The sequence below is a fragment of the Rathayibacter sp. AY1F2 genome, assembly GCF_002930885.1.
GTDB lineage: Bacteria > Actinomycetota > Actinomycetes > Actinomycetales > Microbacteriaceae > Rathayibacter.
The window spans coordinates 60,570-85,047 of the sequence record NZ_PSVG01000013.1; the positions used below are offsets into that span (position 1 = coordinate 60,570).

Here is a 24,478-nt window from a genome sequence, read left to right on the forward strand (position 1 = left end):
GCCTCGACCGGATCGCCCGCAGCCCGCTGGGCGCGGTGGCGCCCGGCCGCCCGGGTGCCGGGTTAGAGTCGCGGAATGGTCCGGACGACGCAGCGCCTCGTGATCGCCCTCTCCGCCGTGGTCCTGCTCGCCGGCTGCACGGCGGAGGCGACGAGCCCCGCCGCCCCACCCGCCGAGCCGACCGCCTCCACCGCACCGCCCGCCGCCGGAGCCGAGTCCACGCCGCGGCCGGTGCCGAGCGCCTCGACCACTCCCGCACCCGTCGAGGACGTCTCGGGCGAGTGCGTCGTCCAGGCGCTCGACGAGGGGACGCTCGACGGCGTCGACCTCGAGCGCGTGCGCGACCGCGGCACCCGCGTCGGCGCGACCGGGACGGCGAGCACCGCCTCCGACGGCGCCCCGGCCTCCTACCTGGTGGCAGCGGGCGACATCAGCGAGCGGATCGCGGACCGGTTCTGCATCAGCTCCGACTACCTCTCCGCGCTGAACTCGGTGCGCCGCGACGGCGTCGACATCGACAGCCTGTACGGCGGCGACACCCTCAACCTCCGCCCGACGACCGTCCTGAGCGTCGGCGACCAGAACGGCCGCGTCCTCGACAACGCCGAGCCCGACGACCTCCCCGCGCAGACCGGCTGACGCCGCTGACGCCCGCCGCCACTCCTCCCGCCTCGCAGCAGCACGCGACCACCGCGGAAGGCGCGGACCCGACGGCACGCGCGCGGCACTCAGCGCAGGACGCCGATCAGGACCGCGGACACGGCGACGGTCGCCGCGAGCCCGGTCGTCCGCGAGCGGCGGCGCGCCGGGTCCTCGAACCACGGCAGCCCGCCCCAGCGCAGCACGGCGCCGGCCGCCCCGGCCGCGGTGAGAGCCACCAGCGCGGCCCAGGGGAGCAGCGTCAGCGCCGACCAGTCGACGAGCGCCCGCCCGAGCAGCAGCACGGCGACGGCCTCGACGCCGCGGGCGAGCGTCCGGACGCGGTCGCGGTCGAGGAGCCCGGCCGCCCGGCGCCGGGGGACGCTCCCCAGAGCGAAGCGGCCGACGGTGAACGCGACGACGAGCAGGACGAGGATCGAGGCGATCATCACGACTCCTCCCCGGCGCGCTCCAGCAGGCGCAGGCCGAGCTCGTCGACCGAGCTCGCCGTGTCCCCGTTGACGAACACGGCCACGCCGCGCTCCCGGTCCATCGCGAGCATCGTCGAGTAGCCGGAGGTCCCTCCGTTGTGCCAGGTGACGGATCCGCCGTCCTCCGACTCCGAGGTGAACCAGCCGAGGCCGATCCGCGCCCCGTCGGCATCGAACCGCGGATCCAGGACGCTCGCCGCGGGCACCCCCAGCGCGGGGTCGTCGGTGAGGAGGGCCTGCGCGTAGCGGGCCATGTCCGCCGCCGTGGAGCGGACGCCGCCCGCCGGCGCGTAGCCCGCCATCGTCCACGCGTCGACGGACCGCCCGCTCGCCGAGAAGCCGGTCGGCGCGTCGGCGGGGAGGGCGTCCGCGGTCTCCGGGACGGAGGTCGCGGTCATCCCGAGCGGAGCGAGGACGCGCTCGCGGAGGAGGTCGGCGTAGTCGCGGCCCTCGGCGCGGGCGAGCGTCTGGCCCAGCACCGCCGCACCGAGGTTCGAGTAGGCGTGCACGTGCTCGCCCTGGTCCGCCTCGGCGGCCTGCCGGAGGACGTCGTCGGCCGACCAGCCCGCGTAGGGGTCCGTGCCGCGCAGCTGGGCGACGAGCGTCGAGGCGAGGTCGCCGACACCGGTGGGGAGGCGCGGCAGGCCGGAGCGGTGGGTCGCCAGCTCCTCGAGCGTCCCGGTGAAGCCGCCGACGTCGGCGTGCTCCGCGGCGGGGTCCTCGAGCCCGACCGTCCCGTCGGCGGCGCTCCGGGCGAGGAGGAGCGCGGTCATCGTCTTCGTGACCGATCCGATCTCGACCTCGGTCCGCTCGTCGGCTCCGAGTCCGCCGTAGCGCACGCCGTCGGGCGTGATCACGGCGGCGACGAGGTGGTTCCGCGCCCCGTCTCCGACGTCGGTTCGGAGCCACTCGGCGATCTCGGCGTCGCCCGTCGCCTCGGTCGAGAGGGTGGGAGCGGAGGGGCGGAGCAGCACTCCGCCGAGCAGGACGACGGCCGCGGCGGAGGCGGCGGCGAGGGCGAGGCGGCGGCGGGTCATCGGGGTCCTCCGGAGGCGAGCAGGATCACGAGCAGGGGGACGAGGCGCTCCGGCGGGACGCCGTAGCGGCCGCGGCCGCGCGCCTCCAGCCAGCCGGCGGCGACCAGCTGGTTGACGTGGTGGTAGACCTGCCCGGTGGTGCCTGCGCCCTCGCTCTCGGCGAGCTGCGCGACGGTCTCGACTCCGCCGGCCACCGCCTGCAGGAACCGCAGGCGCACGGGGCTGCCCAGCGCGGCGAGCGCGGTCGGCCCGGGGCTCGCTCCCCAGTCGCGCTCGAAGAACGCGTCGGTGCTGAGGCCGTACTGCCACTCGACGGGGCCGGCCGGGGTGGCGACCGAGCCGGCGAAGACCACTCCGCCGGGAGAGGGCAGGCGCTCGCGGAGAGCGGTCAGGGCCCAGAGCGGATCGTCGGCGGCGGGCGCGGCGGGGGTGTCGGCGCGCTCGAGGCGGTCGAGCCGCGCTCGGAGCTCGTCGACCTCGCCGGCGAGGTCTCGGGAGGAGGTCATGCCTCCACTATTGCAAACATTCCGTAATCACGGAACTCCCGAGAGGAGCCGGTCCCGCAGAAGTCGCGGTGGTCCAGCTCGACCACCGCGACTCCTGCGGACTCGGATCGCCCGGAGGCTCAGCCGAAGTGGCGCGGCAGCACGGCGCCGTTCACCGAGCGCAGCTCGTCCAGCGGCAGCGTGAAGAGACCCTGCACCTCGACCGCGGGGGTCGCCGCGTCGGTCACTCCGATGCGCAGCACCGGGTAGCCCCGGCCCTCGCAGAGCCCGCGGAACTTCACGTCGTCCTCGCGCGGCACCGACACGAGCACACGGCCGGTCGACTCCGAGAACAGCGCGGCCGTCGCGTCGACGTCGTCGCGCTCCATCAGCTCGTCGAGCCAGATGCGCGCCCCGACGCCGAAGCGCAGCGCCGACTCGGCCAGCGCCACCACGAGCCCGCCGTCGGCGAGGTCGTGAGCGGAGGCGATGAGCGACTCCTTCGCGCCCGCCGAGATCAGCTCGGCCAGCGCGCGCTCGGCGGCCAGGTCGAGCTGCGGGGGCAGCCCGCCGAGGTGGTCGTGGATCGTGCCGGCCCACGCGGAGCCGTCGAGCTCGTCGCGGGTGGTGCCGAGGAGGTAGAGGTTGTCGCCCTCGTCCTGCCAGCCGGAGGGGATGCGGCGCGCGACGTCGTCGATCACGCCGAGGACGCCGACGACGGGGGTCGGGAAGATCGGCACGTCGCCGGTCTGGTTGTAGAACGAGACGTTGCCGCCGGTGACGGGGATCTCGAGCTCGAGGCAGGCGTCGGCGAGCGCGCCGACGGCCTCGCGGAACTGCCACATCACCTCGGGGTTCTCGGGGCTGCCGAAGTTGAGGCAGTCCGAGACGGCGACCGGGGTCGCTCCGGTGACGGCGACGTTGCGGAACGCCTCCGCCAGCGCCAGGCGGGCGCCCTGCGCCGGGTCGAGCTGGCACCAGCGCCCGTTCGCGTCGGTCGCGACCGCGAAGCCGAGGCCCGACTCCTCGTCGACGCGGACCATGCCGCCGTCGTCGGGGTAGCTGAGCGCGGTGTTGCCGAGCACGTAGCGGTCGTACTGCGAGGTGATCCAGCTCTTGTCGGCGAGGTTCGCCGAGCCCAGGAGCGCCAGGGTCTCGGCGCGCAGTGCGTCGCCGCCGGTCGAGCGGGGCAGGCGGGAGGAGGAGTCGGCCTGCAGCGCGTCGAGCCAGGAGGGGTACTCGATCGGGCGCTCGTAGACCGGGCCGTCGACCGCGACGGTGCGCGGGTCGACGTTGACGATCTCCTCGCCGTGCCAGTTGATGATGAGGCGGCCGGAGTCGGTGACCTCGCCGAGCACGCTGGTCTCGACGTCCCACTTGCCGACGACCTCGAGGAACGCGTCGAGCTTCTCGGGCGTGACGACGGCCATCATCCGCTCCTGCGACTCCGACATGAGGATCTCCTCCGCCGTGAGCGAGGGGTCGCGCAGCAGCACCGAGTCGAGCTCGATGAACATGCCGCCGTCGCCGTTGGAGGCCAGTTCCGAGGTGGCGCAGGAGATGCCCGCGGCGCCCAGGTCCTGGATGCCCTCGACGAGGTCCTTGCGGAACAGCTCGAGGCAGCACTCGATGAGCACCTTCTCGGCGAACGGGTCGCCGACCTGCACCGCGGGGCGCTTGGTCGGTCCGCCGTCGGCGAAGGTGTCGGAGGCGAGGATCGATGCGCCGCCGATGCCGTCGCCTCCGGTGCGCGCCCCGAAGAGCACGACCTTGTTGCCGACGCCGCGGGCGTTCGCGAGGTGCAGGTCCTCGTGGCGGAGGACGCCGACGGCCAGCGCGTTGACGAGCGGGTTGCCCTGGTAGACGGAGTCGAAGTAGGTCTCGCCGCCGATGTTCGGCAGGCCGAGGCAGTTGCCGTAGAAGGAGATGCCGGCCACGACACCGTGCACCACGCGCGCGGTGTCGGGGTCGTCGATCGCCCCGAAGCGCAGCGCGTCCATGACCGCGACCGGCCGGGCGCCCATCGAGATGATGTCGCGGACGATGCCGCCGACCCCCGTCGCCGCACCCTGGAAGGGCTCGATGTAGCTCGGGTGGTTGTGGCTCTCGATCTTGAAGGTGACGGCCCAGCCCTCGCCGACGTCGACCACTCCGGCGTTCTCGCCCATGCCGACCATGAGGTTCTTCTTCATGGCGGGGGAGACCTTCTGCCCGAACTGGCGGAGGTACATCTTCGACGACTTGTAGGAGCAGTGCTCGCTCCACATCACCGAGTACATCGCGAGCTCGCCGCTCGTGGGGCGGCGGCCGAGGATCTCGCGGATGCTCGCGTACTCGTCGGGCTTGAGTCCGAGGGCCGCGTAGGGCTGCTCCCGCTCGGGCGTCGCCTCCGCGTTCGCAGTGGTGTCGGGAACGGCGGTGCGGCTGTCTGCCATGTGCTGGAGGCTCCAGGGGAGGGGGACGGGATGCGCGTCGATCCTACCCGCCGCGGTCGCCGCGGCCCGGGCCCTCCGGTGGAGCGGTGCGGGCACCGGCGCCTAGGATCGGGCGGGTGAAGCGGGCGGCTCTGATCGGGACCGTGCTGTGGGGGCTCTACCAGTGCTTCGGGAACCTCGGAGCGGCGAACATCTCGTCGGACGAGCCCGTGTACCTCGCCGCGGGGTGGGACTACCTGCACGGCGACGTGAGCGCGAACCTCGAGCATCCGCCGACGGCGAAGTACCTGATCGGGCTCGCGCAGGTGCTGCTCGGCGAGGGGCTGCTCGCGGGCAGGATCGCCGCCGGCGCGGCCGCGTTCCTCACCGGGGTGGTGCTCTGGCTCTGGTTCCGGCGCGAGCTCGGCCCGACGCTCGCGCTCGTCCCGGCCGGCCTGTTCCTCCTCCTCCCGCGCACCGCCGTGGGCGCCGGCACCCGGATCGACCGCCTCGCGCTCCTGGAGCCGTTCATGGTGCTCTTCGCCGTCGCGGCGATGGCGGCGGCGTGGACCTGGTCGCACGCCTCCCCGGGCAGGCGGAGCGGCTGGCTGATCGCGCTGGCCGGTGCGCTGCTGGCGCTGTCGGTCACCTCGAAGCTGACCACCGCGGTCCTCGCGCCCGTGCTCCTGCTGCCGCTGCTCTGGTCGGGGAGCAGGGCCCGGGCTCTGCGGGGCGGCCTCGCCCTCTCCGTCGCGTTCGTCGTCACCGGGGTGCTCGCCTACCTGCCGGTGCACCCGGTCGAGGCGGTCCGGTATCTGCTCGAGTTCCAGTCCGAGCACAACGCCGACGGCCACCTGATCGAGGTCGCCGGGACCGCGTACGTCTTCCCTCCGTGGTGGGCGAACCTCTGGTTCATGGTCGTCGGCATCGGGCCGGCGGCGCTCGCCGTGCTGCTCCTCGGGACCCTGCTGGCCCTGCTCGCTCCGCGGCGCCGCGCGCTGGTGCTCTACCTGGGCGCCGCGACGCTGCTCCTGCTCGTGTTCCACCTGGCGATCAGCTCGGTCGCGCTGCCGCACTACTACGCGGCGTGGGCGTGGCTCCTCTGCGCGCTGGCGGGCATCGGCATCGCGGAGGCGCTGCGCGGCGGGATCGTGCTGCCCGTGCCCCTCGCCCGCGGCGCCGGCGCGGTGCTGCTGGCCGCCTCCCTCGTGATCGCGATCGCCACCACGGCGGGGATCGCCCAGGAGCGGCCGACCGGGATCGCGCGGGTGGCCGACGTGCTGCGCGAGCGCGGCCTCGACGGCGGCCTGGTCCTCGCGCAGGGCATGTCCTCGGGCGTCTACGTGCCCTACATCGGCGACCGGGTGACGACCGATCCGTCGTCCGCCGGGATCGTCGCCATCGCGATCGAGCGGTCGGCGCGCTTCCCCGTCGATCCGCGCGTGTCCGCCTACCTCGAGTCGGCGCGGCCCGAGACGGTGCGGCTCGACGACCTCACCCTCGTGCTGGTCGACGGACCGCTGCCGTGACCGCTCACTTCGAGCGGCAGGCGCCCGGATCGACGGCGTCCGTCAGCGAGGCGGCCTGCTCGACCACGGGAGTGAGGACCGAGAGCGGGATGGCGTAGCCGACGTTGTCGACGGAGGCGGCCTTGCCGAAGACGACGCCCGACACGGTGCCCTCGAGAGAGAGCAGCGGGCCGCCCGAGTTGCCCTGGTTGACGACGGCGGCGAGGGTCAGCACCTCCCGTGAGGTCGGTGCTCCGTCGACCATCAGCGAGACCGTGGCGTCGGAGGAGATCTCGGCCGAGCCGAGGGTCAGCGGGCCGCCGAAGGGGTAGCCCGCGACCACGGCGTCGTCCCCGGCGGCGACGGCGTCGTCGAGCGGGAGCGGAGAGGCGTCGAGCCCGTCGACGGCGATCACGGCGAGGTCGGCGGCCGGGTCCAGGTAGACGACGCGGCCGGTGCGCGGGGCCTCGCCCGGCGCCTCGACGACCGGCTGCGAGACTCCGCCGACCACGTGCGCGTTGGTGATGACGCGGTCGTCCGAGACGACGAAGCCGCTGCCCGTCACTCCGACGTCGCAGGCCCAGGCCGTGCCGGAGACGCGCACGACCGAGCGGGTGGCGGCGGCGACCTCCGGGTCGTCGGTCGAGACGTCCGGGATCGCGGGCGCCTGGGTCGGAGCGTCGAGCGCCTCGACGACCCAGGACGTGCCCTCGTCGACCACGGTCGACTGCAGCTGGGCGAGGAAGGCGCGGACGGGGGAGGGGGTGAGGTCGTCGATCGTGCGGATGACCGTCGAGCCGGCGACCGAGGTCGTGACGAGGGGGACGCCGAGGAGGGAGACGGCCGAGGTGACGGCGATCCAGACCAGGCCGGAGATCGCGACGCCGGCGACGCCGCCCGCGAGCCGGTCGAGCAGGCCGAGCTTCACCCGGTCGGCTCCGCGGCCGATGACCGCGCCGAGCGTCGCTCCGATCGCGTAGCCGACGCCCAGCAGCAGCACGGCGGTGCCGATCACGGCGAGCAGGCGCCACTCGCTGCCGGCCGTCCACGACGAGACGGCGGGCACGGCGAACGAGGCGCCGATCGCGCCCGCGACGATCCCGGCGAGACCGCCGAGGGTCCGGAGCAGGCCGCGCCGCAGACCGTCGACGAGCGCGCCGATGAGGCTCAGCACGACGATGACGTCGACGATCACGGATGCACCCACGCGGAACTCCTGCCGGTGTCGGGGACGGGTCCTCCAGCATGACCGACGCGGGATGCGCGGACGCCCGGAGGCGGCTGGCAGTCCGCGGCGGCTGCGGTGCGCGGGGGCGGCGGCGGCACGGGAGTCGGACACCGCCGGCCGCGCGCTGCCGCCGAGAGGGCGGTGCCCCCGGGAGGGCGGTGCCCCCTAGAAGAACGAGATGCAGTACGGCGTCGCGATCGGCGCGAACAGGCGGTCCATCCGCCCCGCCTCGCCCGTGACGCGCGCCAGCCCGGCCTTCGCCAGGATCGACGGCCGCACCGAGCCCAGCAGCAGCGAGCCCAGGTCGGCCACGTCCAGCGCGAGCTCGGCCTCGTCCCCGGTGCGCTCCACGGTGGCGGAGCCGCCCGAGGCGGTGAGGCGGTAGCGGCCGTCGGCGAGCCCGAGCCCGTCGGCCACCTCGACCACGACCGAGCCGTCCGCGGTCCACGGCCGGGCCGAGAACGCGGCGGCGACGTCGAGGATCCGCAGCCAGATCAGGTCGCCCACGTGGCTCACCTGCACCACGCGCGCGTCGCGGAGCGCCCAGGTCAGCGGATCGTCCACCGGCGCCATGTCCCAGGTCACCGCGGAGGCGAGGTCGACCGCGCCGAGGTAGCCCCAGAGCGCGAGGTAGGCGTCGGCGCCGGGGGCGACGAGGTCGACGATCTCGAGGGTCTTGTCGTCCTCGGGCCCGACCGCGCGGTAGGTCACGAAGCCGTCGAGCGTCCCCTCCTCGTCGAGGTGGACGGCCGAGCGGACGTCGAGGCCGGGCGTGGTCTCGCCGGACGCGGTGCCGACGGAGTTCGCCTCGTAGCGCGACTGGCGGGTCAGCGAGCCGGGGGTCGACGCCTGGAACGCGGCGAACACCGCGGGGATGCGCGGCTGCAGCCAGCTCGTCGCGACCACCTCGACGCGGCCGGCGGGCTCGGTCTGCAGGCCGAAGCGCGGTCCGGTGTCGACGCGGATCGAGCGGGTGAAGGCCGAGCGGCCGAAGCCGAACCGGCGGTAGATGGAGGCCTCGCTCGCCGTGAGCGCGGCGACCGGGGTGCCGGCCTCCTTCGCCAGGCGCAGGTCCTCGGTGATCATCGCGCGCAGGATGCCGCGGCGCCGGTGCGTGGGCCGCACGGTCACCTGCGAGACGAGGTGCGCCGGCAGCTCGCGTCCGCCGCCGACCTGCAGGGCCCCGGGGAACGCCGCGTAGGTGCCGACCGGCACGCCCGCGCCGTCGAGTCCCTCGGGGGCGGAGGAGTCGACGACCGCGGTCAGCACGCGCTGGTCGGCGACCATGTGCTCGGCCCAGTCCCGCAGCTTCTCCGGCGTGAACTCCTTCTCGTGGAAGCCCGCGTTGATCGCGGTGGCCCACGCGGCGGTGGCGGCGTCGGGACCGCCCTCGTCGTTCAGGGCGGCGGGGAAGCGGCGGAGGTCGAGACCGGTGAGAGGCATCCGTCCAGCCTATTCACCCGGAGTGCGCGGGGGCTGAACCGGTGCGCGAACGGTCACTGCGACGGGCGCGCCCGTAACGCCGACCGCCGTCAGAGCACGGTCCACCGCTTCTCGAGCGCCGCGTCCACCGCCTCCGCGAGCTCGTCCAGCCGCCGGGAGTCGAGGCGCCCCGGGTCCGCGGCCGCCCGGATCCGCCCGCTCATCGCCGCGATCGCCGAGCGCCGCCGCGGCAGGGTCGCGGTGAACGCGCAGTCGCGCAGCAGCACCAGCAGCTCGCCCGCCCGGCCCTGCGCCTCCGCGAGGACCTCGAGCCGCCGCTCGAACGGCGACTCCGGGACCGTCACGCGCAGGAACCCGTCCGGATCCTGGAACGCCGCCGGCGGATCCGGGACCCGCGCGAGCAGCGCCAGCGCGGCGCCCAGCTCGTCCAGACCGCCCTCGTGCGCCAGCTCCCGCAGCCGCGAGTCCACGTCGTCGGCCGGCCCCGCCCCGAGCTCCACCGTCCGCAGCACGAGCGCGTCGAGCCGGCGCTCCTCCTCCTCGCCCGGGACCGACGGAGTCGCCGACCACCACGAGAGCACCGGAGTCGCGGCCACCGCGTGCTCGCCGATCCGCCGCTCCAGCGCGATCAGCAGGTCCTCCCGCGCGGCGAGCGCCACCAGCGCGTCCACGTCGACGTGGAGAAGGGTGCCCGAGGCGGGCGGCGCCACCAGCCGGCGTCCGGAGGGAGGGACGGTCTCCGCCCGCGTCCTCGCCCCGGGTCCGCGCCCGCTCGCCCGCAGGATCTCCTCCTCGAGGGTCCGCCGGGGTCGTCGTCGTCCGCTTCCGCGCGCCATGCCGTCACGCTACCGTCGGCCGCATGACCCGGTTCCTCGCCCTCCTCCGCGGAGTGAACGTCAACGGCCGCACCGTCCGCAGCGCCGAGCTCGCCGAGACGGTCGCCGGGATCGGCGTGGACCGGGTGCGGACGGTCCTCGCGAGCGGCAACGCGGCATTCGACTCCGACCGCCCGGCCGCCGAGCTGAAGCCCGCGCTCGAGGCGGCGCTCGCCGAGCGGTTCGGCTACGACGCCTGGATCGTGCTCGTGACGCAGGAGGCGCTCGCCGCGGTGCTCACCGCCTACCCGTTCCCGCGGATCGACGAGGAGGCGCATCCGTACGTCGTCTTCGGCTCGGACGAGGAGGCGCTCGACGCCGCGCAGGCCGCGATCGGCGAGCCGGATCCGGCGGTCGAGCTCGTCGCCCGGGGTGCCGGTGTCCTCTACTGGCGCTGCCCGCGCGGCTCCTCGACGGACACTCCGGTCGCGCGGATCCTCGCCCGCTCCGCCTACCGCTCGAGCACCACGACCCGGAACCTGCGCACCGTCGAGAGGCTCGCGACGGCCTGACGTCCGCGGCCGTGGCAGGGCCGTCTCCGGGCTCGGCGAGCGGCACCTCGGGGCGCCTCCGACCTCGGGAGGCGAGGAATCGGGGCTGAGAGCACGCACATTCTTTGGTTAGGCTGTCCTTAGTGGCGGTCCACTCGGACCCTGCGCCGCCTCCCGCACAGCCTCTCGAAAGGGACCCATGCCCCGCGCCACCACGCCCCTCGCCCTGCTCGCCGCCACCGCGCTGACGATCGGCCTCGCCGGCTGCAGCGGCTCGGCCGCCGGAGACGACGCCGCCGCCGACAGCGGCTTCACGCCGATCACGATCGAGCACGCTCTCGGCACCACCACCATCGAGTCGGCGCCCGAGCGCGTGGCGACGGTCAACTGGGCCAACCACGAGGTCCCGCTCGCGCTGGGCGTGGTCCCCGTGGGCATGGCCGCCGCCAACTTCGGCGACGACGACGGCGACGGACTCCTCCCCTGGGTGAGCGAGAAGCTCGACGAGCTCGGCGCCGAGACCCCCGTCCTCTTCGATGAGACCGACGGCATCGACTTCGAGGCCGTCTCGGACACCGACCCGGACGTCATCCTCGCCGCCTACTCCGGCCTCACGCAGGAGGACTACGACACCCTGAGCGAGATCGCCCCCGTCGTCGCCTACCCCGAGACCGCCTGGGGCACCTCCTGGCGCGACATGATCACGCTGAACAGCGAGGCGATGGGCAGGGCCGACGAGGGCGCCGCCCTGATCACCGAGCTCGAGGGCGAGATCGAGGAGAAGGTCGCCGCGCACCCGCAGCTGGCCGGCACCTCGGCGATGTTCCTCACCCACGTCGACCCGACGGACCTCAGCCAGGTCAGCTTCTACACCTCGCACGACACCCGCCCCGCGTTCTTCGAGGACCTCGGCATGGCCACCCCGGGCAGCATCGCCACCGCCTCCGCCGCGACCGACAAGTTCTCGCTCACGCAGAGCGCCGAGCAGGCCGACGCCTTCAGCGACGTCGACGTGATCGTCACCTACGGCGACGACGAGCTCGTGAGCACCCTCAAGGCCGACCCGCTGCTCTCGCAGATCCCCGCGGTCGCCGACGACGCCATCGTGCGACTGCCCTCCACCCCGCTCGGCACCGCCGCCAACCCGACGCCGCTCTCGATCTCGTGGGTCCTCGACGACTACCTGGACCTGCTCGACGAGGCCGCCGCCAAGGCCGCGCAGAGCACTCCGGCCGCCTGAGCCGGGACCGACCCGCGTGACCCTCGCCGCTCCTCCCGCCGCCTCGGGCGTCGCCGCCGTGCGCCGCCCGAGGCGGCTGCGCGCCCTCTGGCTGGTCGCGGCCGTGGCCGTGCTGCTCGCCGCCGCCGTGGTGTCGGTGCTGGTGGGGTCGCGGGAGGTGGCGTGGAGCGACGTGGTCGCCGCGTTCGGCGGGTCCACGGACGGGTTCGCGCAGGCCGCGGTCGCCAAGCGCATCCCGCGCACCGTGCTCGCCGCGATCGCGGGCGCGGCCCTCGGCGTCGCCGGCGTGCTGATGCAGGGGGTGACCCGCAATCCGCTGGCCGACCCCGGCATCCTCGGGGTGAACACCGGAGCCTCGCTCGCGGTCGTGACGGGCATCGTCTTCTTCGGGCTGACGAGCTCCGCCGCCTACGTCTGGGTCGCGATCGGCGGGGCCGCGGTCGCCGCGGTCTTCGTCTACACGGTCGGGTCGCTCGGGCGCGGCGGCGCGACTCCGCTCAAGCTCGCCCTGGCAGGGGCCGCCACCTCGGCCGCGCTGGTCTCGGTGATCAGCGCGATCGTCCTGCCGCGCGCCGACGTCGCGGGCGGCATCCGCTCCTGGCAGATCGGCGGAGTGGGCGGCGCCACGTCCGCGAGCATCGCGCAGGTGCTCCCCTTCCTCCTGGCCGGCCTCGTCCTCTGCGTTCTCTCGGCCAAGAGCCTCAACACCCTCGCGCTCGGCGACGAGCTCGCCGCGGGCCTGGGGGAGCGGGTCGCCCTCGCGCGCGGCGGGGCCGCCCTGGGCGCGGTCGTGCTCTGCGGAGCGACGACCGCGGTCACGGGGCCCATCGGCTTCGTCGGCCTGGTCGTCCCGCACGCCTGCCGCCTCCTCGTCGGCGTCGACCACCGCTGGCTGCTGCCGTTCTCGGCGGTGACCGGCGCCGTGCTCCTGATCGCCGCCGACATCGTCGGCCGCGTCGTCGCGCGCCCGAGCGAGATCGATGTGGGCATCGTCACCGCGCTGGTCGGCGCCCCGGTGTTCATCGCGATCGTCCGCCGCCAGAAGGTGCGCGAGCTGTGACCGCGCTGGTCGAGGCGCCCTCCGCCACCGCCCGCGCCGTCGCGGCCGGCCGCCGCCGCCGCGGGGCCCGCCGCCGGATCGTCGTCGCCGTGCTCGCTGTCCTGATCGCGGCCGTCCTCGCCGTCTCCCTGCTGGTCGGCCAGACCGTCTACTCGCCCGACGAGGTGCTCCGCGTGATCCTCGGCGAGCAGGTCCCCGGGGCGAGCTTCACCGTCGGGCGCCTCCGCCTCCCGCGCGCCGTCCTCGCCCTGCTGGTGGGCCTGTGCTTCGGGCTCGGCGGAGTGAGCTTCCAGACCATGCTCCGCAACCCGCTCGCCAGCCCCGACATCATCGGGATCAGCGCCGGGGCGAGCGCCGCCGCGGCCTTCGCGATCGTGACGCTCTCGCTCGGGGCCGCGCAGGTCTCGGCCCTCGCGATCGTCGCGGGACTCGTGGTCGCCCTGCTCGTCTACGCCCTGTCCTACCGCAGCGGAGTCGCCGGCACCCGGCTGATCCTGATCGGCATCGGGGTCGCCGCCATGCTCGACTCCCTCACCGCCTACGTGCTCTCGCAGGCCGCCGCGTGGGACCTGCAGGAGGCGTCCCGCTGGCTCACCGGGAGCCTCAACGGCGCGAGCTGGAGCGAGGTCGTGCCGGTCCTCGCCGCGGTCGTCGTCCTCACCCCCGTCCTGCTCTCGCGCTCGCGCGACCTCTCCGCCACGCAGCTCGGCGACGACACCGCCTCCGCGCTCGGCATCCGCGTGAACGCCACCCGCCTCGTCGTGATCGTCGCCGCGGTCGGGCTGATCGCCTTCGCGACGGCCGCCGCCGGCCCGATCGCGTTCGTGGCCTTCCTCTCCGGCCCGATCGCCGCCCGCCTGATCGGGCCCGGCGCGTCGCTCCTCATCCCCTCGGCCCTCGTCGGCGCGCTGCTCGTGCTCGTCGCCGACTTCGTCGGGCAGTTCGGGCTGGGCCTGCGCTACCCGGTCGGAGTGGTCACCGGCGTCCTCGGGGCGCCCTACCTCGTCTACCTCATCGTCCGCAGCAACAGAGCGGGAGGCTCACTGTGACCACCGCGCACACCCTGACGGCCGAGGGGGTCACCCTCGGCTACGGCGACCGGACCGTCGTCGACGGCCTCGACCTCGTCGTCCCGCCCGGCCGCATCACCGCGATCGTCGGAGCGAACGCCTGCGGCAAGTCGACGCTCCTGCGCTCGATGTCGCGCCTGCTCGCGCCCCGCTCCGGCGCCGTGCTGCTCGACGGCAGGGCCGTGCACCGGACGCCGGCGAAGCAGCTCGCCCGCACGCTCGGCCTCCTCCCGCAGTCGCCGATCGCCCCGGAGGGCATCACCGTCGCGGATCTCGTCGGCCGCGGCCGCCATCCGCACCAGGGGATGCTGAGCCGCTGGAGCGCCCACGACGACGAGGCCGTCGCGACCGCGCTCGACGCGACCGACACCGCCGCCCTGGCCGACCGCTCCGTCGACGAGCTCAGCGGCGGGCAGCGCCAGCGCGTCTGGATCGCGATGGCCCTCGCGCAGGAGACCGACGTGCTGCTGCTGGACGAGCCGACCACCTTCCTCGACGTCAGCCACCAGATCGAGGTGCTCGACCTGCTCGTCGACCTCAACCGCACCCGCGGGACGACGGTGGTGATGGTGCTGCACGACCTCAACATGGCCGCCCGCTACGCCGACCACCTCGTGGCGATCGCGCACGGCGCGGTGCACGCCTCCGGCGCCCCGGCCGCGGTGCTCACCGAGGAGACGGTGCTCGCCGTCTTCGGCCTCGACAGCCGCATCATCACCGACCCGACCTCAGGCACTCCGCTCATGCTCCCCCTCGGGCGGCACCGCCTCGCCCCCGAGCGGATCGACGCCCCCGGCGGCGCGCAGATGACGGACGTGTAAACGGTTCCACACGGCGGCCGGGGGGCGTATACGATACCTGCAGTCCGCGGCGGACGACCGTCATCGGCGGAACCGCCGAACGCCTGCCCCCGATCAGAGGTCCTCCCCGCCGTGACTGCATCCCCGACGCGCCCCGACGCCTCCGCCCTCCGCGGCGTCCGCGCGCTCCTGTTCGACCTCGACGGCGTGCTCACGCCGACCGCCGACGTCCACATGCAGGCCTGGTCGCGGCTGTTCACGGAGTACCTCTCCTCGCGCGGGATCGCCGAGGGCTACACCGACGCCGACTACTTCCGGTACATCGACGGACGCCCGCGGTACGACGGCGTCCGGGCGCTCCTCGCCTCGCGCGGCATCACCCTCCCCGAGGGCGCGCCCGAGGACGACCCGTCGCTCGAGACCGTCTGCGGGCTCGGCAACCGCAAGAACGACGCCTTCAACCGCACCCTCGCCGAGACCGGCGTCGCTCCCTACCCGGGCTCGCTCCGCTTCGTCGACGCCGCGATCGCCGCGGGCGTGCAGGTCGCCGTCGTCACCTCCTCCCGCAACGGCGTGCCGGTGCTCGAGGCGGCCGGCCTCCGCGACCGCTTCGAGGTCGTCGTGGACGGGCTCCTCGCCGCCGAGCGCTCGATCGCCGGCAAGCCCGCGCCCGACACCTACCTCTACGCGGCCGAGCTCCTCGGCCTCCCGGCCGCCGAGTGCGCCGTCCTCGAGGACGCGCACTCCGGAGTCGCGGCAGGCCGCGCGGGCGGCTTCGGCCTCGTCGTCGGCGTCGACCGCGGAGTCGGGGCCGACACCCTGCTCGAGCACGGCGCCGACCTGGTCGTGGACGACCTGGCCGAGCTGCTCCCCTTCCTCCCCACCGCTCCCGCCCCCGAGGACGCCGCATGAACCCCATCACCTCCGACCCGCTCGACCGGAACCGCTTCCCGATCGACGAGTGGGCCCTCGTCGAGACCGAGTTCGCCTCCGAGCTGCAGGGCCGCACCGAGACGCTCTTCGCCACCGGCAACGGCTACCTCGGCCTCCGCGGCAACGTGGAGGAGGGGCGCGACGGCTACGCCTACGGCACCTTCATCAACGGGTTCCACGAGACCTGGCCCATCCGCCACGCGGAGGAGGCGTTCGGCTTCGCCCGCGTCGGCCAGACCATCGTCAACGTGCCGGACGCCAAGATCATCCGCCTCTACGTCGACGACGAGCCCTTCGTGCTGAGCGAGGCCGACGTCCTCGCCTACTCGCGCCGCCTCGACTTCGCGAACGGCGTGCTCACCCGCGAGCTGGAGTGGCGCACCCCCTCCGGCAAGCGCGTCCTGATCCGCTCGCGCCGCCTGGTCTCGTTCACCGACCGGCACCTCGCGATCCTCGACTACGAGGTCGAGATGCTCGACCACGACGCGTCCGTGCTGATCTCGAGCCAGATCCTCAACCGCCAGGACGGCGTCGACGAGTACCACGCCCCCTCCGGCAGCGAGGGGGCCGGCTTCGACCCGCGCAAGGCGGAGTCGTTCGAGGACCGCGTGCTCCAGCCGCGCCTCAAGCGCGTCAGCGGCACCCGCTACCTCCTCGGCTACCGGACCACCAACTCCCAGATGACCGTCGCCTGCGGCGCCGAGCACCAGCTCGAGACCGAGAACGAGTGGGACCAGACCTCCCAGATCGACGACGACCTCGCCAAGCACGTCTACCGCGTGAAGGCCAAGGCCGGCCGGCCGGTCCGCCTGGTCAAGACGCTGACCTACCACACCTCCCGCGGCGTGCCCGTGCGCGAGCTCGCCGACCGCTGCGACCGCACGCTCGACCGCGCCCGCGAGACGCCGGTCGAGGAGCAGTTCGTCAAGCAGCGCGAGTGGCTCGACGACTTCTGGACCCGCTCCGACGTGCAGCTGGACGGCCCGCCCGCCATCCAGCAGGCCACCCGCTGGAACCTCTTCCAGCTCGCCCAGTCCACCGCCCGCACCGACGGCGGCGGAGTCGCGGCCAAGGGCGTCTCGGGCTCCGGCTACGGCGGCCACTACTTCTGGGACACCGAGGTCTACGTCCTCCCGTTCCTCAGCTACACGGCGCCCCTCGTCGCCAGGAACGCCCTGCGCTTCCGGCAGAACATGCTCGAGGCCGCCCGCGCGCGCGCCTCCGAGCTCAACCAGCGCGGCGCGCTCTTCCCCTGGCGCACCATCAACGGGCAGGAGTCGTCGGCCTACTACGCCGCCGGCACCGCGCAGTACCACATCGACGCCGACATCTCCTACGCGCTCATGCAGTACGTGGGCGCCACGGGCGACGACGACTTCCTCGCCCGCGGAGCGATCGACATCCTCGTCGAGACCGCGCGGATGTGGGCCGATCTGGGCTTCTGGCGCAGCAACGGCGACGACCACTTCCACATCCACGGAGTGACGGGGCCGGACGAGTACACGACCGTCGTCAACGACAACCTGTACACGAACGTCATGGCCCGGGCGAACCTCCGCTCGGCCGCCCGCGCCGTCGAGCTGCTGAAGGCCGTCGAGCCCGCCGCGTACGAGCGGATGGCCGACCGCCTCGCTCTCGACGAGGGCGAGGTGCTCGAGTGGGCGCGCGCCGCCGAGAAGATGCACATCCCCTTCGACGCGCGGGCGGGCATCCACCCGCAGGACGCGGCCTTCCTCGAGAAGGAGCTGTGGGACCTCGAGAACACCCCCGCGAGCAAGCGCCCGCTGCTGCTGCACTTCCACCCGCTGGTGATCTACCGCTTCCAGGTGCTCAAGCAGGCCGACGTCGTTCTCGCGCTGCTGCTGCAGGGCAACGAGTTCACCGCCGAGCAGAAGCGCGCCGACTTCGAGTACTACGACGCGCTGACCACCGGCGACTCGACCCTCTCGGCCGTCGTGCAGTCGATCATCGCCGCCGAGGTCGGCTACAGCGACCTGGCCCGCCACTACTTCCTGTCGGCGCTGTTCGTCGACCTCGCCGACCTGCACCGCAACACCGCGGACGGCATCCACGTCGCCTCGACGGGCGGCGTCTGGAGCGCCCTCGTCTACGGCTTAGGCGGGATGCGCGACCACGGCGGCCGGATCACGCTCGATCCGCGCCTTCCCGACGACTGGGACCGCCTCGCCTTCCGCATCACCCTCCACGGCACGCGCGTGCGCGTCGAGGTGACGCAGACCGAGGTCCTGCTGACGGTCGAGACCGGCGACTCCGCCGCGATCACCGTCCGCGACGAGCGCGTGCACGTCGCCGCCGGCAGCCCCGTGCGCGTCCCGCTCACGCACCAGGGCCGCCGCCTGCACGGCGCGCCGACCACGTCCGACATCGAGGGCACCCGCCGCTCCGACGGCACCGTGATCACCGCCTCGATCCCCACCATCTCGATGACCCCCGAGCCCGAGGTCCTGACCGGGCCCTGAGCGGCGCCGCGAACATCGCCCATCACGCACGAGACCCCCGGCCGGAACCGGGGGTCTCGTGCGTCGCGGGCGGGCGGAGCCGCCCGGACCGGATGCGTCAGGCGGAGGCGAGCAGCGACTTCAGCGCCGACGTGAAGAACGTCAGCCCGTCCACACCCGAGCGCATCGCGGCGGCCGTGTCGGGCCCGAAGCCCTCCTCGACGGCGTGCTCCGGGTGCGGCATGAGCCCCACCACATTGCCGCGGCGGTTGCTGATGCCGGCGATGTCGTTCATGGAGCCGTTCGGGTTGTGGCCGAGGTAGCGGACGACGACGCGTCCCTCCGCCTCGAGCTCGAGCAGCGTGTCGGCCGAGGCGATGTAGCCGCCCTCGCCGTTCTTCAGCGGGATCGTGATCTCCTGGCCGGGCTCGAAGCCGTTCGTCCAGGCGGTCTCGGTGCTCGCGACCATCAGGCGCTGGTCGCGGCAGACGAAGGATCCGATGTCGTTCGCGATCAGGCCGCCGGGCAGCAGGTGCGCCTCGGTGAGCATCTGGAAGCCGTTGCAGATGCCGAGGACCGGGGTCCCGGCGTTCGCCGCGTCGACGACCTCGCGCATGATCGGGGAGTGGGAGGCGATGGCGCCGCAGCGCAGGTAGTCGCCGTAGGAGAAGCCGCCGGGCAGGACGATCGCGTCGACGCCGTCGAGGTCGTGGTCGCCGTGCCACAGCGCGACCGGCTCCGCACCCGCGAACCGGACGGCGCGCTGGGCGTCGCGGTCGTCGAGCGAGCCGGGGAAGGTGATGACGCCGATCCTCATCGGGCGGCCTCCGCCGGGTAGTGGATCCCGACGACGTCCTCGATCACCGAGTTCGAGAGCATCTCGTCGGCGATGCGCTGCACCGAGGCGCGCACCTCGTCGGTCACCTCGTCGACGGTGATCTCGAAGCGCTTGCCCACCCGCACGCCGTGGAGGGCGGAGTGGCCCAGCCGCGCGAGCGCGCCGGCGACGGCCTTCCCCTGCGGGTCGAGCAGCTCGGCCTTGGGCATGACTTCAACGACGATCGTGGGCACCGTGTTCTCCGGAGTCTCGGGGGAGTGCGGTCTTCCGCGCGACCATCGTACCCGCGGGGGTCCCCGCGGTCGGCGGCGCTCAGAAGGTCGTGACGCGGATCGCGTTCGCCCAGGGGTCCTCGAAGGCGAGGGTGCGGCCGTCGTCGCGGGTGGCGACTCCGGAGCGGGCCAGCCGCTCGCCGAGCGCGCCGAGGTCGTCGGCGCCGGGCACCACGATCTCGACCTGTCCGAGGCCGAGGGCCTGCTGCCGGCGTCCGGCGCCCGCCGAGTTCCAGGTGTTCATCGCCATGTGGTGGTGGTAGCCGCCCGCCGAGACGAAGAGCGCCTGCCCGCCGTACGCGATCGTCGTCTCGAAGCCGAGCCGGTCGACGTAGAACTCCTTCGCGGTGGCGACGTCGCCCACGCTCAGGTGCACGTGGCCGACGGAGGCGCCGCCGAGGCGCGGCTGCGCGATCGACTCCTCGGTGAGGTGCTCCTGCAGGAACGCGTTCGGGTCGAGGAAGAGCGTGCTCATCTCGATCCGCCCGTGCGTCCACGACCACTGCGTGCGGTCGCGGTCCCAGTAGAGCTCGACGCCGTTGTGCTCGGGGTCGTCGAAGTAGAAGGCCTTGCTGACCAGGTGGTCGGAGCTGCCGGTGAAGGAGCCGGGGTGCCGGGTCGCGACGCTGTACACGGCCGCGGCGAGCGCCGCCTCCGATTCGAAGAGGATCGCCGCGTGGAAGAGGCCGGCGCTGCGCGGCGAGGCGTGCACCAGCTCGGGCGCGTGCTGGAGGATCACGGCCGGCACTCCGCCGCGGCCGAGCACCGCGACCGGTCCGTCGTGCGAGAGCAGCTCGAGCGTCACGGCGTCGCGGTAGTAGGCGATCATCCCGTCGAGGTCGGCGACGCGGAGGGTCACCGCGCCCATCGCGGTGTCGGGAGCGAGCAGGTCGGGGGAGGAGGTGGTCACGGCGGAGACGCTACCCGCTTTTGGTTGAAGCTACAACCATTCAGAGGGGCGAGCGCTCATAGGAACCGCATAAGCATCGTCCAGGCGGCGCGGGGAGGCCGGGCGTGGAATGGGAACCGGTCGCCGTCAGGGGCGGCCCCGGCACGAGGACGACACCATGAACGAGCGACACGAATCCGACGAGCGAGAGCTCACCGACCAGCCCGCCATCACCGAGGCGACGGGCGCCGACGAGGTGCGCGCGCTGCGCGCGGACGACCGTCGTCGTCGTCGTCGGGCGCTGATCGCCGGCGGCCTCGGCCTCGCCGTGCTGATCGGAGTGACAGCAGGCGGAGTCGCCACCGCCGGCCGCACCGAGGCGGCCTCCTCCGCCTCGGCCGGCGCCGCCACGATCGTCTACCCCGGCGGCTCGCGGGGATCCTTCGGCGGCGGGTACGTGATCGTCCCCTCCTGGGGCGGATCGACGCAGGGCGGATCGACGCAGGGCGGCTCCTCCGCGTACGGGTCGATGCAGGGCGGCTCCTCCGCCTCCGAGCCGGCCACCGGCGCGACCGACGCCGTGGCCGCGAGCACCGCGCAGACCGCCGGCGTGGTCACGATCACCTCCGAGCTCACCTACCAGGGCGCCCGCTCGGCCGGCACCGGCATGATCCTCACCTCCGACGGCATGATCCTCACCAACAACCACGTCGTCGAGGGCGCCACCGCGATCTCGGTCACGGTGGAGTCGACGGGCCGCAGCTACACCGCCCGCGTCGTCGGCACCGACGCGACGAACGACGTCGCCGTCCTGCAGCTGGAGGACGCCTCCGGCCTCACCCCCGCCTCGCTCGACACGGACGGGGTCGCTGTGGGCGACACCGTGACCGCCGTCGGCAACGCGGGAGGGACGGGCGACCTGGTCGCCGCCACCGGCACGGTCACCGGTCTCGATCAGCAGATCACCACCCGCTCCGAGTCGGGGATCTCCGCCGAGACGCTGACCGGGCTGATCCAGACGGACGCAGACATCGTCTCCGGCGACTCCGGCGGCCCGCTCGTCGACTCCGCCGGCCGCGTCGTGGGGATGGACACCGCCGCCTCCAGCGGAACGGCCGACATCACCGGCTTCGCGATCCCGATCTCGAAGGCCCTGGACATCGTGGCCACCATCGAGGCGGGCGCCGACACGGCCACCGTCGAGATCGGCTATCCGGCCTTCCTCGGCGTCTCCCTCTCCTCCGGCACCGCGTCTCCGACTTCGCGCGCGCTCGCGACCACCGCGTCCGGCGCCGTGATCGGCGGAGTCGTCGAGGGCGGGCCGGCCGCGCAGGCGGGCCTCGAGGCGGGGGACGTCGTCACCGCGGTCGACGGGGTCGCCGTCGCCTCGGCCGATCAGCTGTCCGCCTCGCTCGCGCAGCGCGAGCCCGGGGAGTCGGTGACGATCTCGTGGACCGACTCCGCGGGCGCCGCCCGCTCCGCCCAGGTCGTGCTGGTCGAGGGTCCGGTCGCCTGATCGGAGCCTCCGCGTGGCCGCCGGAGCGTTCCCGGCCGTTCACCCGGGCGAGCGCGTCACGCCGCCCGTTGTTTTGATCCGCTCAAGACAACTCGGGTAGTGTCCTCGGCATGACGACAGTGGACGAGCGGCTCCGAGCCTCCGGGCTCAAGGTCACCGCCACCCGGCGCGCGGTGCTCCTCGCTCTCGAGGAGCACCCGCACTCCGGGGTCGACGCGGTCCTGGCCCGAGTGCGCGAGGGCCTCCCCGAGGCTTCGGCCCAGGCCGTCTACGGAGTGCTCTCGGCGTTCACCGACGCCGGGATCGTCCGCCGCATCGAGCCGGAGGGCCATCCCCGCCGGTTCGAGCTGCGGGTCGGCGACAACCACCACCACGTGGTGTGCCGGCGCTGCGGGGCCGTGGCCGACGTCGACTGCGTCGTCGGGGAGGCGCCGTGCCTGCATCCGCAGACCGCGAGCGGCTTCGCCGTGGACACCGCCGACGTCACGTTCTGGGGCACCTGCCCCGACTGCCTGGCCCTGGCCCACTGACCGACATCCGCTACACCGCAGCGGCGGGCCCCGTGCCCCTCGCCGACAGGAGGAACATGACCGAGGAACGATTCACCACCACGAACTCCGGAGCACCGGTCGCGAGCGACGACCACTCGCTGAGCGTCGGAGCCGACGGACCCCTCGCGCTCCACGACCACTACCTCGTCGAGAAGCTGGCCCAGTTCAACCGCGAGCGCATCCCGGAGCGGGTCGTCCACGCCAAGGGCGGCGGAGCCTTCGGACGCTTCACCACCACCGCCGACGTCAGCGCCTACACGCGTGCCGCGCTCTTCCAGCCCGGAGTCGAGACCGAGATGCTCGCGCGGTTCTCCACGGTCGCCGGCGAGCAGGGCTCGCCCGACACCTGGCGCGACCCCCGCGGCTTCGCGCTGAAGTTCTACACGAGCGAGGGCAACTACGACCTCGTCGGCAACAACACCCCCGTCTTCTTCATCCGCGACGGCATCAAGTTCCCCGACTTCATCCGCTCGCAGAAGCGCCTGCCTGGCAGCCACCTGCGCGACCACGACATGCAGTGGGACTTCTGGACCCTCTCGCCCGAGTCGGCCCACCAGGTCACATGGCTCATGGGCGACCGCGGCCTCCCCTCCTCGTGGCGGCACATGGACGGCTTCGGCTCGCACACCTACCAGTGGATCAACGCCGCCGGCGAGCGCTTCTGGGTCAAGTACCACTTCAAGACCGATCAGGGCGTCGAGATCCTGAGCCAGGAGCAGGCCGACCAGATCGCCGGTGAGGACGCGGACTTCCACATCCGCGACCTGTCCTCCGCCATCGACCGCGGCGACTTCCCCTCGTGGACGCTGTCCGTGCAGGTCATGCCGTACGAGGACGCGAAGAGCTACCGGTTCAACCCGTTCGACCTCACCAAGGTCTGGCCCCACTCGGACTACCCGCTGATCCAGGTCGGCACCATGACGCTCGACAGGAACCCCGAGAACTACTTCGCGCAGATCGAGCAGGCGGCGTTCGCCCCCTCGAACTTCGTGCCCGGGATCGCGGCCAGCCCCGACAAGATGCTCCTCGCGCGCATCTTCAGCTACGCCGACGCGCACCGCTACCGCGTGGGGACCAACCACGCGCAGCTGCCGGTGAACGCGCCGAAGTCGCCCGTGCACTCGTACTCGAAGGACGGCCCCATGCGGTTCGACTTCCAGAAGTCCGAGGTGCCCGTCTACGCGCCGAACACGATGGGCGGCGCCCACGCCGATCCCGCCCGGGCGGCGGAGTCGGCCGGCTGGGAGACCGACGGCGAGCTGACGCGCGCCGCGGCGACCCTCCACCCGGAGGACGACGACTTCGGTCAGGCGGGGACGCTCTACCGCGAGGTCCTCGACGACGACGCGCGCGCCCGCCTGGTCGCGAACATCGCCGGCCACGTGTCGAAGGTCACCCGTCCGGAGCTGCGGCAGCGCGTGCTCCAGTACTGGGCGAACGTCGACTCGTCGCTCTCGCAGCGCGTCGCCGAGGCGCTCGAGCCCTCGGCTCCCGATGCGGACGTCTCCCCCGAGGCGGTCGGCATCGGGGCGTAGTCCCGGCATCCCCTCGAGGAGCGCGCGGTACCGGAGCGATCCGGGTCGCGCGCTCCTCGTCGTTACCGGGGAGGGTCCTTCCACTCGGTGGAGTCGGATCCCGCGCGCGCGGGTGCCCGCCTCGGTCCGATGCAGCCGGCTCGGACCCCGGATCCGCCCGCGGAACCGGGCGCCGACGGGGAGGACCCCTGATCCCGACACGCCCGGGATGTGCGATTTCGGCCCGTCGTTTGACAGCACCGCGATCGCTGCGTAACTTATTCCGAGTCGCCACAAAGGCCGCAGGGAAACGGAAAGAGCAGCAGCTCCTACGTCCCGGCCTCAATCGGGACCATCCACTCGGCAAGACAGCTTTTCGGAGCAGGTCTGCCGCACGGATGTAAAGCCTTCGCAGGATTCCTCGGATCCAGCAACTTCGCCGCCCGGCGCAGGACTCAGGTCCTGAACCGAGCAACGTCGGAGCGCCTATGAGCGTGACGGCATCGCGAAGAAGCCGGATTTGACACGGCCTGCGGATGTGCTAAGTTATACAAGTTGCCACGGCGACAGAGGGAAAGAAATTTCTCCTAGTCTACCGAGAAGACGCGTATGACGCAAGCAACATTATCTTCGATCACTTTCGTTGTGAAGCACCGTTCTGGTGTGGAGGCGGGATGTGTCCGATTCTTGAGAACTCAACAGCGTGCACTATGTTCAATGCCAAT

General features: G+C 73.2%; 22 protein-coding genes. 12 read left to right on the plus strand and 10 right to left on the minus strand.

The window, feature by feature from the left end; genetic code table 11:
- Positions 1-75: 75 nt before the first annotated feature.
- On the plus strand, positions 76-639 hold the full coding sequence (locus C5C54_RS11265) for a hypothetical protein (RefSeq protein ID WP_104261176.1): 564 nt from the start codon (positions 76-78) through the stop codon (positions 637-639).
- 89 nt (positions 640-728) lie between these two features.
- Here C5C54_RS11265 and C5C54_RS11270 read toward each other — a convergent pair whose 3' ends face one another.
- The 4 genes from C5C54_RS11270 to purL form a co-directional block, all read right to left on the minus strand.
- Positions 729-1,088 (minus strand): hypothetical protein, encoded by a 360-nt coding sequence (locus C5C54_RS11270; RefSeq protein WP_104288367.1) that lies wholly within the window; start codon positions 1,086-1,088, stop codon positions 729-731.
- Positions 1,088-2,167, minus strand: coding sequence for a serine hydrolase (locus tag C5C54_RS11275; protein ID WP_104288368.1), 1,080 nt, complete (start codon positions 2,165-2,167; stop codon positions 1,088-1,090). Before C5C54_RS11275 ends, C5C54_RS11270 begins: the two co-directional genes overlap by 1 nt.
- Positions 2,164-2,673 carry a helix-turn-helix transcriptional regulator gene (locus tag C5C54_RS11280; protein ID WP_104288369.1) on the minus strand — a complete coding sequence of 170 codons (510 nt, stop codon included), beginning with the start codon at positions 2,671-2,673 and terminating at the stop codon, positions 2,164-2,166. Before C5C54_RS11280 ends, C5C54_RS11275 begins: the two co-directional genes overlap by 4 nt.
- Before the next feature lie 119 nt (positions 2,674-2,792).
- Positions 2,793-5,087, minus strand: a complete 2,295-nt coding sequence (purL, locus tag C5C54_RS11285) for a phosphoribosylformylglycinamidine synthase subunit PurL (protein WP_104288370.1) — start codon at positions 5,085-5,087, stop codon at positions 2,793-2,795.
- A 116-nt stretch (positions 5,088-5,203) separates the two neighbouring features.
- Here purL and C5C54_RS11290 point away from each other — a divergent pair, with 116 nt between their 5' ends.
- Positions 5,204-6,595: a glycosyltransferase family 39 protein gene (locus C5C54_RS11290; RefSeq protein ID WP_181127878.1), complete on the plus strand. Its 1,392-nt coding sequence runs from the start codon at positions 5,204-5,206 to the stop codon at positions 6,593-6,595.
- A gap of 4 nt (positions 6,596-6,599) precedes the next feature.
- Here the strand turns inward: C5C54_RS11290 and C5C54_RS11295 are convergent, their stop codons facing one another.
- From C5C54_RS11295 to C5C54_RS11305, 3 genes are all read right to left on the minus strand, one after another.
- A complete protein-coding gene (locus C5C54_RS11295; protein WP_244230541.1) occupies positions 6,600-7,781 on the minus strand; it encodes a MarP family serine protease in 1,182 nt (393 codons plus the stop codon).
- Positions 7,782-7,967: 186 nt separating this feature from the next.
- On the minus strand, positions 7,968-9,245 hold the full coding sequence (locus C5C54_RS11300; RefSeq protein WP_104222746.1) for a GNAT family N-acetyltransferase: 1,278 nt from the start codon (positions 9,243-9,245) through the stop codon (positions 7,968-7,970).
- Positions 9,246-9,334: 89 nt separating this feature from the next.
- Positions 9,335-10,081, minus strand: a complete 747-nt coding sequence (locus C5C54_RS11305; protein ID WP_104288372.1) for a DUF2254 family protein — start codon at positions 10,079-10,081, stop codon at positions 9,335-9,337.
- Positions 10,082-10,104: 23 nt separating this feature from the next.
- Between C5C54_RS11305 and C5C54_RS11310 the strand changes: the two genes are divergently transcribed.
- The 7 genes from C5C54_RS11310 to C5C54_RS11340 all read left to right on the plus strand — a co-directional run bounded on the left by C5C54_RS11310 (position 10,105) and on the right by C5C54_RS11340 (position 18,194).
- Positions 10,105-10,632, plus strand: coding sequence for a DUF1697 domain-containing protein (locus tag C5C54_RS11310; RefSeq protein ID WP_104250654.1), 528 nt, complete (start codon positions 10,105-10,107; stop codon positions 10,630-10,632).
- 178 nt (positions 10,633-10,810) lie between these two features.
- A complete protein-coding gene (locus C5C54_RS11315) occupies positions 10,811-11,851 on the plus strand; it encodes an iron-siderophore ABC transporter substrate-binding protein (RefSeq protein WP_104222743.1) in 1,041 nt (346 codons plus the stop codon).
- A 16-nt stretch (positions 11,852-11,867) separates the two neighbouring features.
- On the plus strand, positions 11,868-12,911 hold the full coding sequence (locus tag C5C54_RS11320; protein WP_104247462.1) for an iron ABC transporter permease: 1,044 nt from the start codon (positions 11,868-11,870) through the stop codon (positions 12,909-12,911).
- On the plus strand, positions 12,908-13,960 hold the full coding sequence (locus tag C5C54_RS11325; RefSeq protein WP_244230540.1) for an iron chelate uptake ABC transporter family permease subunit: 1,053 nt from the start codon (positions 12,908-12,910) through the stop codon (positions 13,958-13,960). The genes C5C54_RS11320 and C5C54_RS11325 overlap by 4 nt, the downstream gene beginning before the upstream one ends.
- Complete coding sequence (locus tag C5C54_RS11330) at positions 13,957-14,802, plus strand: ABC transporter ATP-binding protein (RefSeq protein ID WP_104288373.1); 846 nt, start codon at positions 13,957-13,959, stop codon at positions 14,800-14,802. Before C5C54_RS11325 ends, C5C54_RS11330 begins: the two co-directional genes overlap by 4 nt.
- A gap of 111 nt (positions 14,803-14,913) precedes the next feature.
- On the plus strand, positions 14,914-15,693 hold the full coding sequence (locus C5C54_RS11335) for an HAD family phosphatase (protein ID WP_104222739.1): 780 nt from the start codon (positions 14,914-14,916) through the stop codon (positions 15,691-15,693).
- Complete coding sequence (locus C5C54_RS11340; protein WP_104288374.1) at positions 15,690-18,194, plus strand: glycoside hydrolase family 65 protein; 2,505 nt, start codon at positions 15,690-15,692, stop codon at positions 18,192-18,194. Before C5C54_RS11335 ends, C5C54_RS11340 begins: the two co-directional genes overlap by 4 nt.
- A gap of 97 nt (positions 18,195-18,291) precedes the next feature.
- Here C5C54_RS11340 and purQ read toward each other — a convergent pair whose 3' ends face one another.
- The 3 genes from purQ to C5C54_RS11355 form a co-directional block, all read right to left on the minus strand.
- On the minus strand, positions 18,292-18,990 hold the full coding sequence (gene purQ, locus C5C54_RS11345; RefSeq protein WP_104222737.1) for a phosphoribosylformylglycinamidine synthase subunit PurQ: 699 nt from the start codon (positions 18,988-18,990) through the stop codon (positions 18,292-18,294).
- Positions 18,987-19,244, minus strand: a complete 258-nt coding sequence (gene purS / locus C5C54_RS11350; RefSeq protein ID WP_104222736.1) for a phosphoribosylformylglycinamidine synthase subunit PurS — start codon at positions 19,242-19,244, stop codon at positions 18,987-18,989. Before purS ends, purQ begins: the two co-directional genes overlap by 4 nt.
- 79 nt (positions 19,245-19,323) lie before the next feature.
- Entirely contained in the window at positions 19,324-20,151 is an 828-nt protein-coding gene (locus tag C5C54_RS11355; protein ID WP_104288376.1) for a VOC family protein, read from the minus strand.
- A gap of 199 nt (positions 20,152-20,350) precedes the next feature.
- Between C5C54_RS11355 and C5C54_RS11360 the strand changes: the two genes are divergently transcribed.
- The 3 genes from C5C54_RS11360 to C5C54_RS11370 all read left to right on the plus strand — a co-directional run bounded on the left by C5C54_RS11360 (position 20,351) and on the right by C5C54_RS11370 (position 23,774).
- Positions 20,351-21,688, plus strand: a complete 1,338-nt coding sequence (locus tag C5C54_RS11360) for a S1C family serine protease (RefSeq protein WP_258063297.1) — start codon at positions 20,351-20,353, stop codon at positions 21,686-21,688.
- Positions 21,689-21,798: 110 nt separating this feature from the next.
- Positions 21,799-22,218 carry a Fur family transcriptional regulator gene (locus C5C54_RS11365; RefSeq protein WP_104222735.1) on the plus strand — a complete coding sequence of 140 codons (420 nt, stop codon included), beginning with the start codon at positions 21,799-21,801 and terminating at the stop codon, positions 22,216-22,218.
- 56 nt (positions 22,219-22,274) lie between these two features.
- Entirely contained in the window at positions 22,275-23,774 is a 1,500-nt protein-coding gene (locus C5C54_RS11370; RefSeq protein WP_104288375.1) for a catalase, read from the plus strand.
- Positions 23,775-24,478 lie beyond the last annotated feature (704 nt).

Bases quoted from the DNA above. Each gene is read 5' to 3' on its own strand.
- C5C54_RS11310 (WP_104250654.1), top strand. From the start codon at position 10,105: ATGACCCGGTTCCTCGCCCTCCTCCGCGGAGTGAACGTCAACGGCCGC.
- purQ (WP_104222737.1), bottom strand. From the start codon at position 18,990: ATGAGGATCGGCGTCATCACCTTCCCCGGCTCGCTCGACGACCGCGAC.
- purL (WP_104288370.1), bottom strand. From the start codon at position 5,087: ATGGCAGACAGCCGCACCGCCGTTCCCGACACCACTGCGAACGCGGAG.
- C5C54_RS11340 (WP_104288374.1), top strand. From the start codon at position 15,690: ATGAACCCCATCACCTCCGACCCGCTCGACCGGAACCGCTTCCCGATC.
- C5C54_RS11355 (WP_104288376.1), bottom strand. From the start codon at position 20,151: ATGGGCGCGGTGACCCTCCGCGTCGCCGACCTCGACGGGATGATCGCC.
- C5C54_RS11270 (WP_104288367.1), bottom strand. From the start codon at position 1,088: ATGATCGCCTCGATCCTCGTCCTGCTCGTCGTCGCGTTCACCGTCGGC.
- C5C54_RS11280 (WP_104288369.1), bottom strand. From the start codon at position 2,673: ATGACCTCCTCCCGAGACCTCGCCGGCGAGGTCGACGAGCTCCGAGCG.
- C5C54_RS11315 (WP_104222743.1), top strand. From the start codon at position 10,811: ATGCCCCGCGCCACCACGCCCCTCGCCCTGCTCGCCGCCACCGCGCTG.
- C5C54_RS11360 (WP_258063297.1), top strand. From the start codon at position 20,351: ATGAACGAGCGACACGAATCCGACGAGCGAGAGCTCACCGACCAGCCC.
- C5C54_RS11305 (WP_104288372.1), bottom strand. From the start codon at position 10,081: ATGGCGCGCGGAAGCGGACGACGACGACCCCGGCGGACCCTCGAGGAG.
- C5C54_RS11275 (WP_104288368.1), bottom strand. From the start codon at position 2,167: ATGACCCGCCGCCGCCTCGCCCTCGCCGCCGCCTCCGCCGCGGCCGTC.
- C5C54_RS11300 (WP_104222746.1), bottom strand. From the start codon at position 9,245: ATGCCTCTCACCGGTCTCGACCTCCGCCGCTTCCCCGCCGCCCTGAAC.
- C5C54_RS11365 (WP_104222735.1), top strand. From the start codon at position 21,799: ATGACGACAGTGGACGAGCGGCTCCGAGCCTCCGGGCTCAAGGTCACC.
- C5C54_RS11265 (WP_104261176.1), top strand. From the start codon at position 76: ATGGTCCGGACGACGCAGCGCCTCGTGATCGCCCTCTCCGCCGTGGTC.
- C5C54_RS11370 (WP_104288375.1), top strand. From the start codon at position 22,275: ATGACCGAGGAACGATTCACCACCACGAACTCCGGAGCACCGGTCGCG.